The organism is Paramicrobacterium agarici (genome assembly GCF_002563955.1).
Classification (GTDB): Bacteria; Actinomycetota; Actinomycetes; order Actinomycetales; family Microbacteriaceae; genus Paramicrobacterium; species Paramicrobacterium agarici.
The window spans coordinates 2,636,574-2,653,034 of sequence record NZ_PDJE01000001.1 but is presented as its reverse complement, the minus strand read 5'-3'; the positions used below and the strand labels follow the sequence as shown (position 1 = coordinate 2,653,034).

Sequence of the window (16,461 nt, the reverse complement as noted above, 5' to 3'; positions counted from 1 at the left end):
GTATGAGCGCCCGTGAGATCGCCGAGCGTCTCGGACTTCCTCGCCCGACAGACGAGCAGGTTGCCGTCATCGAGGCGCCGCTCGAGCCCGCGCTCGTCGTTGCCGGCGCGGGAAGCGGCAAGACCGAGACGATGGCGAACCGCATCGTGTGGCTTCTCGCCAACGATCACATCACCGTCTCTCAGGTGCTCGGCCTCACGTTCACGCGCAAAGCCGCTGGCGAACTCGCCACTCGCGTGCGTGAGCGCATTGCGCAGCTCAGGGAAATCGACGGGCGCGCAGATGACGTTCTTGAGGCACCGACGATCTCGACGTACAACGCCTTCGCGGCGGCGCTGTTCCGCGAGCATGGTCGCCTGATCGGACGGGAACCGGACGTCACCGTCATCAGCGCAGCATCCGCCTGGACGCTCGCTCGCGACATCATCGTGTCAAGCGACGATGCTCGTCTCGCCGAACTCGACAAGAGCGTCGACGCGATCACGAGCGCTGTCGTGCGCGTCGCCCACGCGCTGAGCGACAACGATGCTCTCACCGAGATCGACGGAATCGGCATGATGTGCGACGAGTTCTCGGGGCTCGCGACACTGCCCATCAACGATGACGTGAGCAGAAAGCGCACCCCAGACAAGGGGCTCACAGACGCGTGCCGCGACGTCGCCGCACTCCCAGTGCTGCTCGAGCATGCGCGCCGCTTTCACGACGAGAAGCGGGCCCGCGGGTTCATCGAGTTCAGCGATCAGGTGGCGCTCGCGCTGCAGATCACACGCACGATCGAGCATGTTCCCGAGGAGTACCGTGAGCGGTTTCGCGTGGTGATTCTCGACGAGTATCAAGACACGTCCGTCGTTCAGACGGAGCTGCTGTCTCGGCTGTTCGCGGGCCACGGCGTCATGGCGGTCGGTGATCCGAATCAATCGATCTACGGCTGGCGCGGAGCGAGTGCGTCGAACCTCGCACGCTTCAGCGTGGACTTCGGTGGCAGGCGCAGCTACTCGCTCTCGACGAGCTGGAGAAACGCGCGCACGATTCTCGACGCCGCCAATGTTCTCGTGTCGGAGCTGCCGTCGCTCCCCGATGCGCCCGTGACGAGGCTCTCGCCGTCGCCGGTGGCAACGCCAGGGTCCGTGGAGATCCGGTTTCCCGAGACGATCGACGACGAAGCAGATGAGGTCGCAGCGTGGTTCGCCGAACGACTGAGTCACCCCGGACAGTCGGCAGCCCTGCTCTGCCGCTCGCTCAAGACGGTTCGTCCATTCACGCTCGCGCTCGAGCGGCACGACGTTCCGTACCACGTTCTCGGGCTCGCGGGCCTGCTCGAGCAGCCTGTCGTCGTCGATCTCGTGTGCACACTCCGCGTGCTTGACGACCCGACGGCAGGCTCCGAGCTCATTCGCCTGCTCACGGGTGCTCGGTGGCGCGTCGGAACCAAGGACATCGCGGGGCTGAGAGAGGCGGCGCGGTGGCTGGCCGAGCGCGACCTGCACCAGCAGCGCGTGCCCGACGAGACGCGGCAGCTGATGCGCGAATCCGTTGCCGACGACGACGGCGCATCGCTCGTCGATGCACTTGATTTTCTCGTGACCGCTCCCGACGACCATCGGGCGCTCAGCGGCATCACCGAGGTCGGGCGCGAGCGCATGCGATCGTGTGGCGCTGTCATCGCGCGCCTCAGGCGTCGGTCGGGCCTCGCGCTCAATGATCTTGTGAATCTCGTGGTGCAAGAGCTGAGGCTCGACATCGAGGTGGCGGCGAATGCGACGAATGCGCTTGGCCGGTCGAGCCTCGAAGCATTCTCGGACCAGATCGCGGCCTATCTCGCTGTCGACGAGCGCGGGGCACTCGGGCCGTTCCTCGCGTGGCTCGCCGAAGCCGAGAAGCTCGAGAATCTGAGTCCCCGAACCGAGGATCCGGAACCGGGAACGGTGCAGATTCTCACGATCCACGGCGCCAAGGGCCTGGAGTGGGACAGCGTCGCGGTGCCACGACTCGTTGACGGCGAGCTTCCCTCAAAGCTGCGCAGCAAGCGCGGATGGACGGCGTTCGGCGAGCTTCCGTACGCCTTCAGAGGTGACCGCTTCGACCTGCCAGAGCTCGCGTGGCGCGGTGCGCAAAACCAGCAGGACTTCGTACGCGCGAGCGCGAGCTTCGGCGAGGCGCTTGAGCGGCGCGACGCCGAGGAGCAGCGGCGACTTGCCTATGTCGCTGTTACGCGCGCTCGTACGGCGTTGCTGGCGAGCGGCTCGTTCTGGGCGTCGCAGAAGCGGCCGCGCGGGCCCGGCGTGTTCCTCGCAGATATTCACCGTGCTGTTCCCACGGCGATCGCTGCGCTTCCCGTTGCCACAGAGCTCGATGAGAATCCGCTCGCGATCGAGGTGGAGCCCCTGCCGTGGCCGCGAGATCCGCTCGGCGCTCGCCGAGCCGCCGTGCTCGACGCCGCGCAGGCCGTACGTCAGGCCGACCCGGCAGCTGAGACACCGTGGGACGACGAGATCGCGCTGCTGCTCGCCGAGCGCGAGCGCAAGCTGACCGCGGGGTCGAGCGTTGCTCTGCCGCAACGCGTACCGGCATCGCGGTTCAAGGACTACGTGACAGACCCGGATGCTGTCGCCGCCGCCCTTCGGCGGCCGATGCCCGAGAGGCCGTACCGTCAGACGAGACTCGGCACACTGTTCCACTCATGGGTCGAAGAGCGCTCCGGCCTCTACGGTGGGTCAGAAACGCTCGACAGCGAGCTTTTCGAAGCGGACATCGATGTCGACGAGACGGGAACGCTCGCGCCGGTCGAACGCGCGGAGCTCGAGGCGCTCGAGTCGCTGAAGAGAACGTTCGAGCGCTCCGAATGGGGAGACAAGCAGCCGATCGATGTTGAGCGCGAAATCAACTTCGTGCTCGCGGGCCAGGTCATCATCTGCAAACTCGACGCCGTGTACCGCACAGAGACGGGGTATCAGATTGTCGACTGGAAGACGGGCAAGCCGCCCCGCACGCGCGAGGAGCTCGAGGACAGACAACTTCAACTCGCGCTCTACCGTGCCGCCTACGCGCAGGCAGAGGGGATCGACCCGAGCACGATCGACGCGGCCCTGTACTACGTCGCCGACGATCTGATCGTGCGCCCTGATCACGTCTCGTCAGAAGAGGAGCTGCGGTCGCGGTGGCTGTCGTCGCTCTCGCGCAGCTGAGACACGTCGATCGGACCTGTCTCCTGCTCATCGGGCGACGGCGTGCCGGCAGCATCCTGACGCCCACTTGACGCCTTGGCGAGCTCGCGCTCGAACTCATCGGGGTCGAAGCTGTCGGTGTCCATCGAGATCGCCGAAGAGCCAGAGCCGGATGCTGTCTGCGGCGTGTTCTTCAGCATCTCCTGCACGTCGGCGACCGTCATGACCGGCCCGGGTGACGACGAGATCGGAGACATGAGGTTGCCGAGAACGCTGTCGACGAGGCCGTCGAGCATGCTGACCGCGTCATCGATGATCGCCTGGTCGTGGAGATCACGACCGTGCAGCAGCCACCGGGCCAGCTCCAGTTCGGCGTAGAGCATCGAGCGCTGGCGAATCATGGCGTCCGGCGTGCGCGTGCTCGCCGCAACGTACGCGGCGAAGACGCTCTCGGCTGCCTCTCCCGCAGCCGAGAGCCAGTGCAGATCGCGCGCGGGGTCGGCGACGCGCAGCGATCCCCAGCCGATCATGCCGGTGACGATCGGGCCGGGCTCGTGGTCGGTGACGAGAAATGAATCGGCGGCAATCGAGCCGCCGATGACGGTCGGCTGAAAGCGCCACAGTGCGTCGTCGGCAGCAGCGTCGGCCCAGCGCTTGCGCACGGCAGCGGGAAGCAGCTTGGTCGCCGCTGCACGCTCGATGACGTTGCGAGCCTCGTCCCTGCTGTCTGCCGCACTCTGCACGGGGAGTCCCGCGTCGGAGACGAAGGAGCCGGGAAGGGCGTGGATCGCGGCGATCGCACCGCCCATGGAGCTCGCCACTCCGTCGCCCGAGGGAATCGACTCCGCGTCGACCTGGTACCCGGGCAGGTAGTCGTACACGACGGCGCGCGTCTCACCAGCAGGAGCTTGACCCAGAACACGGTGAACGTCGAACGGGAGCCGACTGCGGATTCCCTCGCTCATCGCCTGGAGAACGAGAAGCTCGCGCGATTGGTCGGTCTCAGCCTGCTGAGTGTTCGGAATGCGGACCACGTACTGCTTGTCGTCATCTGCGAGCAGAAGTGCCGAATCGTATGCGCCCGACTCTCGGTGCCCGAGTTCACCGCTGCCGATGAAGGTCGCACCGGGAAGAGCCGACGTCGCGACCGCCGCTAGAGTGAGAGGAGACCTGGCCATGGCATCTAGGTTAGGTCGTGAACCTCGTGCCACCCCGTGCGCCACGCCCGTCCACTCGTGAGGAGCTGCGATGACCGCTCTCGGCAGTCTTCCGCTGTCGGAAACCGCGTTTGACCGCAACGGAATCGAACGTGTCGATGAGCGCTTTCTCGACAGCGTCCGTGCCGATTCGCGCACTCTTGCGGTTCTCGTGCGCGGTCGCGATGTTGCGGTCGACGGCGAGACGCTCGCGCTGCTCCCGCTGAGCGGCCTTACAGACTCTCAAAGCGTGGTCTACCTGGGCACGACGACAGGTGACGAGGGCGGAGTGCCGGCCGGCACCCCGATTGTCGCTGCTCGTGCTGATGACGAGCAGCAGGCATGGGTGCCGCTCAGAGACGTCGCGGCAGTGCTCAGCGTGCGAGACGCGGGGCTCGCCGCCGCTGCCGTCGCGGTGATGGGCTGGCATGAGACCTCACGCTTCTGTCCGCGCTGCGGCACCGAGACACGGGTTGGGCACGCCGGGTGGATGCGGTGGTGCGAACCGTGCCAGGCCGAGCACTTTCCGCGCACGGACCCAGCCGTGATCGTTCGTGTGACGGATGCTGACAACCGCATTCTGCTGGGCTCGAACGCGGCGTGGGAGACCGGTCGCTACTCGCTCTTCGCCGGATTCGTCGAGGCGGGGGAGTCGCTCGAGGCCGCCGTCGTGCGCGAGGTGTACGAGGAGGCCGGCGTGCGGGTTGCCGACCCGCGCTACCTCGGCTCGCAGCCGTGGCCGTTTCCGCGCTCGCTCATGCTGGGCTTCGCGGCGCAGCTGGACGCCGAGCAGGCGGCGAGCGACACGACGCCTGACGGCGATGAGATTCTCGAGGTGCGCTGGTTCACGCGCGATGAACTGAGGGACCCGTCGAGTGGCGTTCTGCTTCCCGGCCGGTCATCGATCGCGCATGCCATCATTGAGCAGTGGCTGGTGGGTGAGTGACCGAGAGTCTTCTGGCCGGTCTCGACGACGATCAGAGGGTCGTCGCAGAGACCCTGCGCGGACCGGTGTGCGTGCTCGCCGGTGCGGGCACAGGTAAGACCCGTGCGATCACGCACCGCATCGCGCACGGCGTCGCGACGGGAACGTACGCATCGAACCGCGTGCTGGCGCTCACGTTCACGAACAGGGCCGCTGCTGAGCTTCGCGGGCGCCTGCGGCAGCTGGGCGCTGGCACCGTTTCTGCAAAGACGTTTCACTCGGCCGCGCTCAGCCAGCTCGGCTATTTCTGGCCTCAGGTCGTCGGCGGCGACATGCCGCGACTGGTCGAGGGCAAAGCGCGCGTGCTGGGGCACGCTGCCGAGAAGCTGAAGCTCGGCGTCGACACCGCCACACTGCGCGACCTCGCTGCCGAGGTGGAGTGGCGCAAGGTATCGGGACGCAGCATTGCGCAGTACGCGGCGGCAGAACGCCAGCTTCCGGGTCATCTCAGCCTCGAGCAGACCGCCGACATGATGCAGACGTACGAAGATCTCAAAGACGAACGGCGTCAGCTCGACTTCGAAGACGTGCTGCTGGCGTGCGCGGGCATGCTTGAGCAGGAGCCGAGAGTCGCGATGCAGGTGCGTGAGCAGTACCGCTTCTTCGTCGTCGACGAGTACCAGGACGTCTCGCCTCTTCAGCAGCAGCTTCTCGACCTGTGGCTCGGAGACCGGCGGGAGCTGTGCGTCGTGGGCGATGCGAGTCAGACCATCTTCTCGTTCGCCGGGGCGAGCTCGAATTTTCTGCTCGGCTTCGGGTCGCGGTACGACGGAGCCCAGATCGTGCGGCTTGAGCGGAACTACCGGTCAACGCAGCCGATCGTGACGACAGCGAACCGGCTCATGCGCGATCGGCCGGGAGCGCTGACGCTGACCGCTGTGGGTGCAGGAGGTGATCCCGAGGTCTCGCCCGACCTGGTGCGGTACCCCGACGACATGGCAGAGGCCCGCGGGATCGCGCAATCGATTCTGAGCAGGATCGACGAGGGAGCGCGCCCGGAGGACATCGCCGTGCTGTACCGCGTGAATGCCCAGTCCGCGGTGCTGGAAACGGCGCTCAGCGATGTTGGCGTCAGCTACCACGTTCGTGGAGCGACCCGCTTCTTCGATCGTCCCGAGATCAAGCGCGCCGTGCTCGCGCTGCGCGGGGCCTCGGTCTCGGTGGCGAACGAGCCGCTCTTCAAGTCGGTCAGCGACGTTCTGCGATCGCTCGGCTGGAGCCAGGTTCCCCCGGAGGGGCAGGGCGCGGTTCGCGCGACGTGGGAGTCGCTCAACGCGATCATGGGGCTCGTCGACCAGGCGCCCGTGGGAACAACGTTCCGCGAGTTCACCGATGACCTGCTCGAACGGCAGGCCGGACAGCATGAACCGACGCTGCAGGCGGTCACCCTCGCGACGCTGCACTCGGCGAAGGGTCTTGAGTGGGACGAAGTGTACGTTCCGGGGCTTTCCGAGGGCCTCGTGCCGATCAGCTACGCGAAGACGTTCGAGCAGATCGACGAGGAGCGGAGGCTGCTCTACGTGGGCATCACGCGAGCTCGGCGACACCTGACGCTGACGTGGTCGGAATCGAGTCAGCGGCGCCCTCGCGAACGATCGCGGTTTCTTCAAGAGATCGGCATCCGCAATCCGGATGCTGCCGATGCACGGTCACGCGCTGCGGGGCGGTCGGCGAGACGGTAATGCTTAGAGCGCGCGACGGGCTGCGACCTTCGCGATCGAATTCGCGGAGCATCCGTGTGGCCACCGCCGCGACGTCATCGGCGAACGATCCGCGGTCAAGCAGCGATGTGACTCCCAGAAGCTGAGCTTCGATCGCCGTCCAGGCCGGGTCATGATCGGCACGTTCCCGATCAAGGCAATGCAGGCATGGCCCTTCTCCGCCGCTGATCAACGGGCCGATTCTCGCTCCGGAGTCGGAGAAGACGACGGGAAGATGTGGAATGTCTCGGCTGAGCCAGCGCACCGATTGCTGCGGGTCGATGACGAAGTGCGACACGAGCACCGCGACGTCGGGCACCTCTCCTTCGGGGGCGATCTCGACCTGTCGCGTGATGGCCGACGCGGTCTCGCCGCGTCCCTCGACGAGAACGCGCAGGGGAGCGGAGACGACGGTGGGCGTGAGCAGTGCTGGCGCGAGTTGCGCAAGAAAGGCGTCGACCTCGCCGGCGCTCAGCCCCTGATGCTCGCCGAGCACGATCAGCGCGTGACGGGGCACGCCGCGCCGCACGGCGTACAGAATGTGCTCGTGCGCGGGCGATACCTCGGTGACGACACGGACGTCGTCAACGCCGAGCTGCACCGTCGTCGGTGAGCGCCACACGAGGGGGTAGCGAGGGTCGAGCTGAATGACCATGCACGTTATCGTGCCTCATTCCCGCTTCCGCCCGTCGCGGTTATCCACAGCTGCTGTGTCAGGGAACCGCGGGCGGATCGTCAGACGGCCTGTCGGTCTCTGTACCGCTGTCGTCGCCCGCCTCGCCGTCGGTGTTCTCTCGCTCACCGCCATCGGCCGTCGTGGACGACGACCCGCCCTCGGCGCGCAGCAGGTCCTCGAGGGCGACGTCGAACTCGTCTGGCTCGGGAGCCTCGCCGCGCTCGGTCGCCTCAAGCCGGCCAACGAGCGCCGCAGGGTCGTCGATATCGGCCGACGTCGGCACGAGGTCAGGATGCTGCCATAGAGCATCGCGCGCGCCGGGTCCCACCGCGTCGGTGACCGTGCGCCACATCGCAGCAGCTTCGCGCAGACGCCGCGGGCGCAACTCGAGTCCGACAAGCGTCGCGAACGCCTGCTCGGCGGGACCTCCTGTTGCGCGGCGGCGTCGAACGGTCTCGGCAACAGCCCCCGCCTTGGGCAGACGCGTCGTCGCCTCGGCGGTGACGACGTCGACCCAGCCTTCGATGAGCGCGAGAGTTGTCTCGAGACGTTCGAGCGCGGCCAGCTGCTCATCGGTCTTCGGCGGAATCAGCGAGCCATTGGTCATCGCCTCGCGGAGCTCTTCGGGGTTCGACGGGTCGAAGCCCGAGGCGAGCTCTTCGATCGCGCTCGTGTCGATGCGAATGCCGCGAGCGAACGCCGTGATCGACGAGATCACGTGGAGGCGCAGCCAGCGTGCGTGGCGGAAGAGACGCGCGTGCGCGAGTTCGCGCACGGCAAGGTAGAGCTGCACCTGATCGGCGGGAATATCGAGGCCATCGCCGAACGCCGCGACGTTCTGCGGAACGAGCGCTGCGTCGTCGTCGAGAAGAGGAATCCCGACGTCGCCGCCCGACACCACCTCCGTCGAGAGCTGCCCGACGACCTGCCCCAGCTGCATGGCGAACATCGTGCCGCCGACGCCCTTGATCATGCGCGTCGCCTGCCCGATCATGTCTTGCAGCTGCTCGGGTGCCTGCTCCTTGAGAACGGTGGTGAGGGCGTCGGAGATGCTGTTCGCCACGGGCTCAGCGAGCTGCGTCCACAGCGGCATCGTTGCTTTCGACCACTCGGCTCTGCTCATCGTGCGAGGAGTATTGGTGAGCGATGAAATCGTCGTCACGTCTGCGAGCCAGAGTTCGGCGATGTGGAACGCCTGGTCGAACTGAGCTCTGTCGGCGGGCGTGATGCTCACGGCATCCTTTCGCCCGATCTGCACGGCCTGCTCCATCGACACGTCCCAGTTGATCCCGCCGTCGGAGCTCTGCTGCATCGCGCGCTGAAACTGCATCATCATGGCCTGCAGCGACGCCGGGTCGCTCGGAAGCCCTGCGGCGCCCGCGAGCTTGCTCGGATCGACGCCGGAACCGCCCGAGAGGATCTCTCGGATCATGTCCTGAAAGTCGTCGTCGGGGTTCTTGTCCTCGTCTGGCACTTCAGCCACCTTTCAGCGAGAGACGGTGTTGTCGCTCTACGCTAGTGCCTGAAGCTTGAGGTTAGTCGTGGCCGCCGGCGGTATTCGTCCGCCCGTCGCGAACATCTTCGGAAAGGGATTCGCGTGACGCTGTACGGCGACGACCAGACCGGCGCGGGCCTGCCCGGTTCTCCCGACAGCAACGCGCAGTCCTCGCCGCCCCCGCGTTCGCGGCGCGCCGTCGCCGGATGGCTGAGCCTTGCCATCGCGTTCGTCGTGCTCGGCGTCCTGGCGCTCTCTCCAGCGCCCTACGTGATTCAGCAGCCCGGGCCGGTGTTCAACGTTCTGGGCGAGACCGAGACCGAGGACTCGCCCGAGCCGCTCATCTCGATCAGCGGTACGGAGACGTACGACGTCGGAGAGACGCTCGACATGCTCACCGTGAGCGTCGTCGGCAACCCCGAGCAGTCGCCCAACTGGTTCCAGATCGCGCTCGCATGGTTCAGCCGCAGCGAGGCTGTCGTGCCCATGTCGCTCTACTTTCCCGAGGGAACGACGGCTGAAGAACGCGATGAGCAGACGCAGGTGATGATGGTCAATTCGCAGCAGGATGCTGTCGCAGCCGCCCTCACCGAGCTCGACGTCGACTTCACGTCGTCGCTCATCGTCGGTGACATCGTCGATCGTTCGCCGGCCGACGGCGTGCTCAAGGTCGGCGACGAGATCGTGAAGGCTGGCGGCACGGAGATCGCCGATGTCGCTGAGCTCAGAGACGTGATCGCCGCCCACGGCGGTGACGGGCCATTATCGATGACGGTGGTGCGGGATGGTCAGCGGGTCGACCTCGAGGTGACACCGACTGAGGCGGAGTACTCAGACGGCTCCACCGCCTACGTCGTCGGTGTGCAGACGACAGAGACCTACGACTTCCCGTTTGACGTCTCGATCAAGCTCAACGACGTGGGCGGGCCGAGTGCTGGAATGATGTTTGCCCTCGGCATCATCGACAAGCTCACGCCAGGGGCGCTTCCGGGCGACGCCTCCGTCGCGGGCACGGGAACGATCGACGCCGAGGGCGACGTCGGTCCGATCGGCGGAATCCGCCAGAAGCTGTACGGGGCGTCGAATGCTGGGGCGGACTATTTTCTCGCTCCCGCCGACAACTGCGACGAGGTCGTCGGGCATGTGCCCGACGGTCTCGAGGTGTTCAAAGTCGCGACTCTCGACGACTCGCTCGCGGTGCTCGACACCCTTCGCGACGGCGGAGACACCTCGTCGTTGCCGTCGTGTTCGCCATGAGCATCTGCGGCGCTCAGGCAAAGCATGGCGTTCATCCGTAGGATTGACAGTTAAACCCCGACACTGAAAAGGTCAATCGATGTCATCTGCCACGGCACGCTCCTCGAATGCCGGACGAAAGAATCGCGCACCACTCGCCATCACGCTCATCTCCGTCGGTGTGCTTGTCGTGCTCTTCTTCATCTTCGCGAGCTTCTATTCCGACTTTCTCTGGTTTCAGCAGCTGGGATACACGAGCGTTCTGACGACGCAGTGGATCGCGACGGTCGTGATGTTCGTCATCGGGTTCATCGCGATGTCCGTTCCCGTGTGGGGGGCGCTGCAGCTGGCATATCGGCTTCGGCCCGTCTACGCGAAGCTGAACTCGCAGCTCGACCGGTACCAGGAGCTCATCGAGCCGCTCCGGCGTCTCGGCATGTGGGGCATCCCGATTCTTCTCGGCCTCTTCGCGGGCTTCTCAGCGGCCACGAGCTGGGAGACCGTGCTCATGTGGCTCAACGCCACCCCGACGGGGCAGACTGACCCGCAGTTCGGCCTCGATGCGTCGTTCTACCTGTTCTCGCTGCCGTTCTATCGCGAGGTTCTCGCCTTCGCGTCCGCTGTCATTCTGCTCTCGCTCATCTGCACGGTCGCCGTCACCTTCCTCTACGGCTCGATTCAGCTGCTCGGTCGCGAGTTGCGCATCTCCAAGGCTGCGCGCATTCAGATCGCCGTTCTCGCCGGGGTGTACCTGCTGATCCAGGCCGTCAGCGTCTGGGTCGACCAGTACCTCACGCTTACCGAGACCGGCAGTCTCATCACGGGTGCCAGCTACACAGACGTGAACGCCACGATCCCGACGCGCGCGATTCTCGCGGGGATCGCGCTCTTCGTGGCGATTCTGTTCTTCGTCACCGCGTTCATCGGCCGCTGGCGGCTGCCCATCGTCGGCACGGCGCTTCTGCTCGTCTCTGCGCTGCTGATCGGCAGCGCCTACCCCTGGGTCATTCAGCGTTTCCAGGTCGAGCCGAACGAGCGTGCGCTCGAGCAGCCGTACATCGAGCGCAACATCGACATGACGCGCGACGCCTACGGAGTGTCCGACGTCAAGGAGGTCGACTACGACGCGACGACGGATGCCGAGTCCGGTGCTCTGCGCTCGGATGCCGAGACGACAGCATCCATTCGCATTATGGACCCGGATCTGATCAGCGCCACCGTCACGCAGCTTGAGCGATTCAAGACCTACTACCAGTTCGCTCCCGAGCTCGACGTCGACCGCTACACGATCGACGGTGAGGTTCAGGATGCTGTCGTCGCCGTTCGCGAGATGAATCAGGACGGCGTGAAAGACGACCTGAGCTGGTTCAACAGCAGCCTCGTCTACACGCACGGCTACGGACTCGTCGCTGCATACGGAAACCAACGGTCCAGCGACGGCGAACCGGTGTTCATGCAGTCGGGGATTCCGTCGACGGGTGTGCTCGGCGACTTCGAGCCGCGCGTGTACTTCGGTGAGAACTCGCCGACGTACTCCATTGTCGGCGGCTCGACGGGCGGAAAGGACGTTGAGCTGGACTACCCCTCGGGAGAGTCAGGCGAGACGTACACGACGTATGAGGGCAACGGCGGACCGAAGCTCGATAACGTCTTCAACAAGCTCGTGTACGCCCTCAAGTTCCAGTCAGAGCAGATCTTCCTCTCGGACAACGTCACGTCGGACTCGCAGATCTTGTACGACCGCGACCCGCGTCAGCGCGTGCAGAAGGTTGCACCGTACCTGACGCTCGACTCCGACGTGTACCCGAGCGTCGTCGACGGACGAATCGTCTGGATCGTCGACGGATACACGACCTCGAACTCGTTCCCGTACTCCAAGACGACGAGCCTGAGTTCGGCCATCTCGAACGAGGAGGGCAATCAGTCGTTCCTCCTCGACGACATCAACTACATGCGCAACTCGGTGAAGGCGACGGTCGACGCGTACGACGGTTCGGTGACGCTCTACGCGTGGGACGACAAGGACCCGATTCTGCAGACCTGGCAGAAGATCTTCCCATCGACGGTCAAGCCGATCTCCGAGATGAGCGGCGAACTCATGTCGCACGTGCGCTACCCGGAGGACCTGTTCAAGGTGCAGCGTGACGTGCTTCAGCGTTACCACGTGACCGATCCGAACAAGTGGTACTCGGACTCCGACCTCTGGAAGACGCCGGCCGATCCTCAGGCGCAGGAGGGCAGCAACGCTCTGCAGCCGCCGTACTACCTGTCGATGCAGATGCCCGGTGAAGACCACCCGGCGTACTCGCTGTACTCGACGTTCATTCCGGGCGGTGGCGGTGCGTCGAGCGTGCTCGCGGGCTATCTCTCGGCGAACTCGAACGCGGGCTCCGAGTCGGGCACCGTCGCCGATTCGTACGGAACGCTCACGATGCTGAGACTGCCGAAGGACACGACAGTTCCCGGTCCCGGACAGGTGCAGAACGCGTTCAACTCCGACCCGCAGGTCTCGAACCTCATCAACATCCTGAAACGCGGTCAGACCGAGGTGCTGAACGGCAACCTGCTGACGCTTCCGGTCGGTGGCGGTCTGCTGTACGTGCAGCCCGTGTACGTGCAGTCGACGGGTGAGACGAGCTACCCGCTGCTGCAGAAGGTGCTTGTCGCGTTCGGCGACAAAATCGCCTTCGAGGACACTCTCGACGAAGCGCTCGACAAGCTGTTCGGCGGCGACTCCGGTGCCGAAGCTGGCGACCAGAATGTCGCCGACGGTGAGAGTAATACGCCGACGCCGCCGGAAGACACCGGTGACGGCGATTCAGGGGAGCAGGCTCCCGACACGCCGGAGGCCCCGTCAGCGGATCTCGCGGAGGTTCTTGCCGAGGCTCAGCAGGCCATGCAAGACAAGCAGGCTGCCATGGAAGCCGGCGACTGGGCCGCGTACGGCGAGGCAGACAAGCGGCTGAACGACGCGATCTCGAAGGCGCTCGAGCTGATCAACGGGTAAGAACGCCCAACGGATGCTGCCGGTCGACGTTTCGCGTCGGCCGGCAGCATCCGTTAAGCCCCCTGCGTCGGGGCTCGATTTGGGGGAGTGGCCGCGCTCTGGTAAAGTCTTTTCTTGTGCCGCGGGGTGGAGCAGTTCGGTAGCTCGCTGGGCTCATAACCCAGAGGTCGTAGGTTCAAATCCTGCCCCCGCAACCAAAACGAAACGCCCGGTCTCATTGAGACCGGGCGTTTTTCGTGCGCGGTCGGGCGGTGGGTGTACCGTTGCGGCCATGAACGCACGTGACATTCTGATCGACGCGGCAGGCAGGCCGCGCGAAGCGGCCCGTTCCCTGTCCCGTCGTCTCACCCCGGAGGCGCTGAACGCGCACCCGGGCGGGCACGACAACTCGATCGCGTGGCTGTTGTGGCATACGGGCCGGGAGATCGATGCTCAGACGGCCTCGCTCACCGGATCGGAGCAGGTCTGGTATGTGGGCGATTACGCTCGCCGCACCGGACTCGGAGACGCGGGTGCCGAGGTGGGCTACGGCCACACGTCGGAGCAGGCGCGCGCCATTCGCACTGACGCCGCCGAGGTGCTCGTCGAGTACATCTCCGAAGCCACCGACGCGCTGGTCACGTATCTGCGCGGGCTGAGCGATGACGACCTGAGCGACGTGATCGACGAGAACTGGGACCCGCCCGTGACTCGCGGCGTTCGCCTGATGAGCATCATCGACGACGCCGCGCAGCATGTGGGGCAGGCCGCGTATGCTGCCGGTGCTCACGCTGCCGGCTGACGCACGCGGCGCGGGACTCTAAGCTGACGATATGACACTTCATGAGCCCCTCGGCGTCGCGGTGGCCCAGTTCGCCCCGACGCCCGATATCGACGCGAACCTCGCGACGATCCGCTCCTTCTCGATCCGCGCGGCGGAGCGCGGAGCATCCATCGTGGTGTTTCCCGAGTACTCGAGCTACTTCGTCAATCCCATGGACGACTCGTTCGCGCGTCACGCCCAGAGCCTCGATGGGCCGTTCGTGCGTTCGCTTGAGGCCCTTGCGAGTGAGCTCGGCGTGCACATCGTGGCTGGACTCGTGGAATCGACGGACGAGGTGCGCCGCTTCGCGAACACGGCGGTTGCTGTCGGCCCCGAGGAGCAGACCGTCGCCGTCTACCGCAAGCAACATCTCTACGATGCATTCGGGCAGAAAGAGAGTGACTGGGTGAAGCCCGGCGCGCTCGACGAGCCGCAGACCTTCGAAGTCGGCGGGCTGACCTTCGGGCTGCAGACGTGTTACGACCTGCGCTTTCCCGAGGTCACACGGCGGATCGTCGATGCCGGTGCCGACGTTGTTCTCGTGCCCGCCGAATGGGTGCGCGGCCCGCTCAAGGAGCACCATTGGCGCACGCTTCTCACGGCACGGGCGATTGAGAACACGGTGTACGTCGCGGGAGCGGACCACCCGCCGTCGATCGGTGCCGGCAATAGCATGGTCGTCGATCCGTCTGGCGTGCCGCTCGCAACGCTGGGCACGCAGTCCGACGTCGCCGTCGCATTCGTCTCGCGCGCTGTGCTGACAGAGACCCGCGCGGTCAATCCGTCTCTGCAGCTGCGCCGATATGGGATCGTCGCAAAACCCGGCTGATGGCGCGTGCTCAGGCCGTCATAGCGGCGAGCTGAGCTGCGGCCTGCGCGAGCACGTCTTCGCGCTTGCAGAACGCGAATCGCACGAGTGCCCGGTAGTCGGATTCTCTCTGCGGTGTCACGAACGCTGAAACGGGAACGCCGATCACGCCGGCCTTCTCCGGGAGCAGACGGCACAGCTCCGTTGCGTCGTCAAAGCCCAGCGGCGCGGCGTTCGCGACCGTGAAGTAGGTTCCGGCGGAGTCGGCGATCTCGAACCCGGCCGACTCGAGACCGTCATTCAGGAGGCGGCGCTGGGCATCGAGGTCTCGGGCGAGTCCCGTGAAGAAGGCGTCGTCGCTGCGCAGCCCGACGGCGATCGCAGGCTGCAGCGGAGCACCGTTCGAATAGGTCAGGTACTGTTTGACGGCGAGAATCGCGTTGACGAGCTCAGCGGATGCTGTCAGCCAGCCGATCTTCCAGCCTGTCGTGCTGAACGTCTTTCCTCCAGACGAGATCGTTACGGTGCGGTCTTCTGCTCCAGGCAGAGTCGCGACGGGAATGTGCCGGGCGCCGAAGGTCAGGTGCTCGTATACCTCGTCTGTCACGATCACCGCATCGTGTTTGACCGCGAGTCTCACGATCTGCTCAAGAACCTCCGAGCTGAACACTGTTCCCGTCGGATTGTGCGGATTGTTCACCAGAATGACCCGCGTGCGATCGCTTACCGCGCGTTCGAGAGCGTCACTGTCTGGAGTGAAGTCGGGCCAGGGAAGTGCAACGGTCTGATGCACGCCGCCCGCGAGCGAGATCACGGCACCGTACGCGTCGTAGTACGGCTCGAACGTCAGCACCTCGTCGCCTGGCTCGATGAGCGCGAGAACCGCTGCAGCGATCGCCTCGGTCGCTCCGGCGGTGATGAGAACCTCGGTCTCGGGATCGACGTCCAGGCCGTAGAACCGCTTCTGGTGCTCGCTCACGGCATGACGCAGGTCGGAGATTCCCCTGCCAGGGGCGTACTGGTTCGCCCCTGCCGCGATCGCCGCACGTGCGGCCTCGAGCACGTGGGCCGGTCCGTCGTTGTCGGGAAAGCCCTGCCCGAGATTGATGGCTCCCGTGCGCGCCGCGAGAGCGGTCATCTCTGCGAAGACCGTCTCTGCCAGCGTCCCGTCGTCCGCGAGCAGCTTTGCTCCGGCCGCAGCCTTTCGCCATCCACCGTGATCACGCATGCGTCCAGGTTATCGGCCCGATCCACGGGCGCCGATCCCGACCTCGATAACGACTGGGGAGATCGGGAGGAACTTTTCGGACAATGGTCAGTCGCCTCGATTAGCCTGCAGATAGCACCCTCACAGAGCGGTTGCAGCTTGGACATAGCGTCGTCATAGCTGCG

Annotated in this window: 10 protein-coding genes and 1 tRNA gene; 8 read left to right on the top strand and 3 right to left on the bottom strand. The window is 65.6% G+C overall.

Going from position 1 to position 16,461, the window contains the following annotated elements:
• The first annotated feature begins 2 nt into the window (after positions 1-2).
• On the top strand, positions 3-3,185 hold the full coding sequence (locus tag ATJ78_RS12995; protein ID WP_245836322.1) for an ATP-dependent helicase: 3,183 nt from the start codon (positions 3-5) through the stop codon (positions 3,183-3,185).
• Here ATJ78_RS12995 and ATJ78_RS12990 read toward each other — a convergent pair.
• Positions 3,125-4,342 (bottom strand): phosphotransferase, encoded by a 1,218-nt coding sequence (locus ATJ78_RS12990; RefSeq protein ID WP_098408629.1) that lies wholly within the window; start codon positions 4,340-4,342, stop codon positions 3,125-3,127. The two genes, ATJ78_RS12995 and ATJ78_RS12990, sit on opposite strands and share 61 nt — an antisense overlap.
• A gap of 70 nt (positions 4,343-4,412) precedes the next feature.
• Here ATJ78_RS12990 and nudC point away from each other — a divergent pair, with 70 nt between their 5' ends.
• Together nudC and ATJ78_RS12980 are read left to right on the top strand one after the other, a co-directional pair.
• Entirely contained in the window at positions 4,413-5,306 is an 894-nt protein-coding gene (gene nudC / locus ATJ78_RS12985; protein WP_098408628.1) for an NAD(+) diphosphatase, read from the top strand.
• Positions 5,303-7,027: an ATP-dependent helicase gene (locus ATJ78_RS12980; protein WP_098408627.1), complete on the top strand. Its 1,725-nt coding sequence runs from the start codon at positions 5,303-5,305 to the stop codon at positions 7,025-7,027. Before nudC ends, ATJ78_RS12980 begins: the two co-directional genes overlap by 4 nt.
• Positions 7,028-7,758: 731 nt before the next feature.
• Here the strand turns inward: ATJ78_RS12980 and ATJ78_RS12975 are convergent.
• The gene (locus ATJ78_RS12975; protein ID WP_098408626.1) at positions 7,759-9,204 is read right to left on the bottom strand and encodes a zinc-dependent metalloprotease; all 1,446 of its coding nucleotides are present in this window, start codon (positions 9,202-9,204) and stop codon (positions 7,759-7,761) included.
• Positions 9,205-9,318: 114 nt separating this feature from the next.
• Here ATJ78_RS12975 and ATJ78_RS12970 point away from each other — a divergent pair, with 114 nt between their 5' ends.
• The 5 genes from ATJ78_RS12970 (at position 9,319) to ATJ78_RS12950 (ending at position 15,090) form a co-directional block, all read left to right on the top strand.
• Complete coding sequence (locus tag ATJ78_RS12970; RefSeq protein WP_245836321.1) at positions 9,319-10,473, top strand: YlbL family protein; 1,155 nt, start codon at positions 9,319-9,321, stop codon at positions 10,471-10,473.
• A gap of 79 nt (positions 10,474-10,552) precedes the next feature.
• Positions 10,553-13,459: a UPF0182 family membrane protein gene (locus ATJ78_RS12965; protein ID WP_098408625.1), complete on the top strand. Its 2,907-nt coding sequence runs from the start codon at positions 10,553-10,555 to the stop codon at positions 13,457-13,459.
• A 120-nt stretch (positions 13,460-13,579) separates the two neighbouring features.
• A tRNA-Met gene (locus ATJ78_RS12960) sits at positions 13,580-13,656 on the top strand.
• 74 nt (positions 13,657-13,730) lie between these two features.
• Positions 13,731-14,240 carry a mycothiol transferase gene (locus ATJ78_RS12955; RefSeq protein ID WP_098408624.1) on the top strand — a complete coding sequence of 170 codons (510 nt, stop codon included), beginning with the start codon at positions 13,731-13,733 and terminating at the stop codon, positions 14,238-14,240.
• 31 nt (positions 14,241-14,271) lie between these two features.
• The gene (locus ATJ78_RS12950) at positions 14,272-15,090 is read left to right on the top strand and encodes a carbon-nitrogen hydrolase family protein (RefSeq protein WP_098408623.1); all 819 of its coding nucleotides are present in this window, start codon (positions 14,272-14,274) and stop codon (positions 15,088-15,090) included.
• Positions 15,091-15,100: 10 nt separating this feature from the next.
• Here ATJ78_RS12950 and ATJ78_RS12945 read toward each other — a convergent pair whose 3' ends face one another.
• Entirely contained in the window at positions 15,101-16,297 is a 1,197-nt protein-coding gene (locus ATJ78_RS12945; protein WP_098408622.1) for an aminotransferase class I/II-fold pyridoxal phosphate-dependent enzyme, read from the bottom strand.
• Positions 16,298-16,461 lie beyond the last annotated feature (164 nt).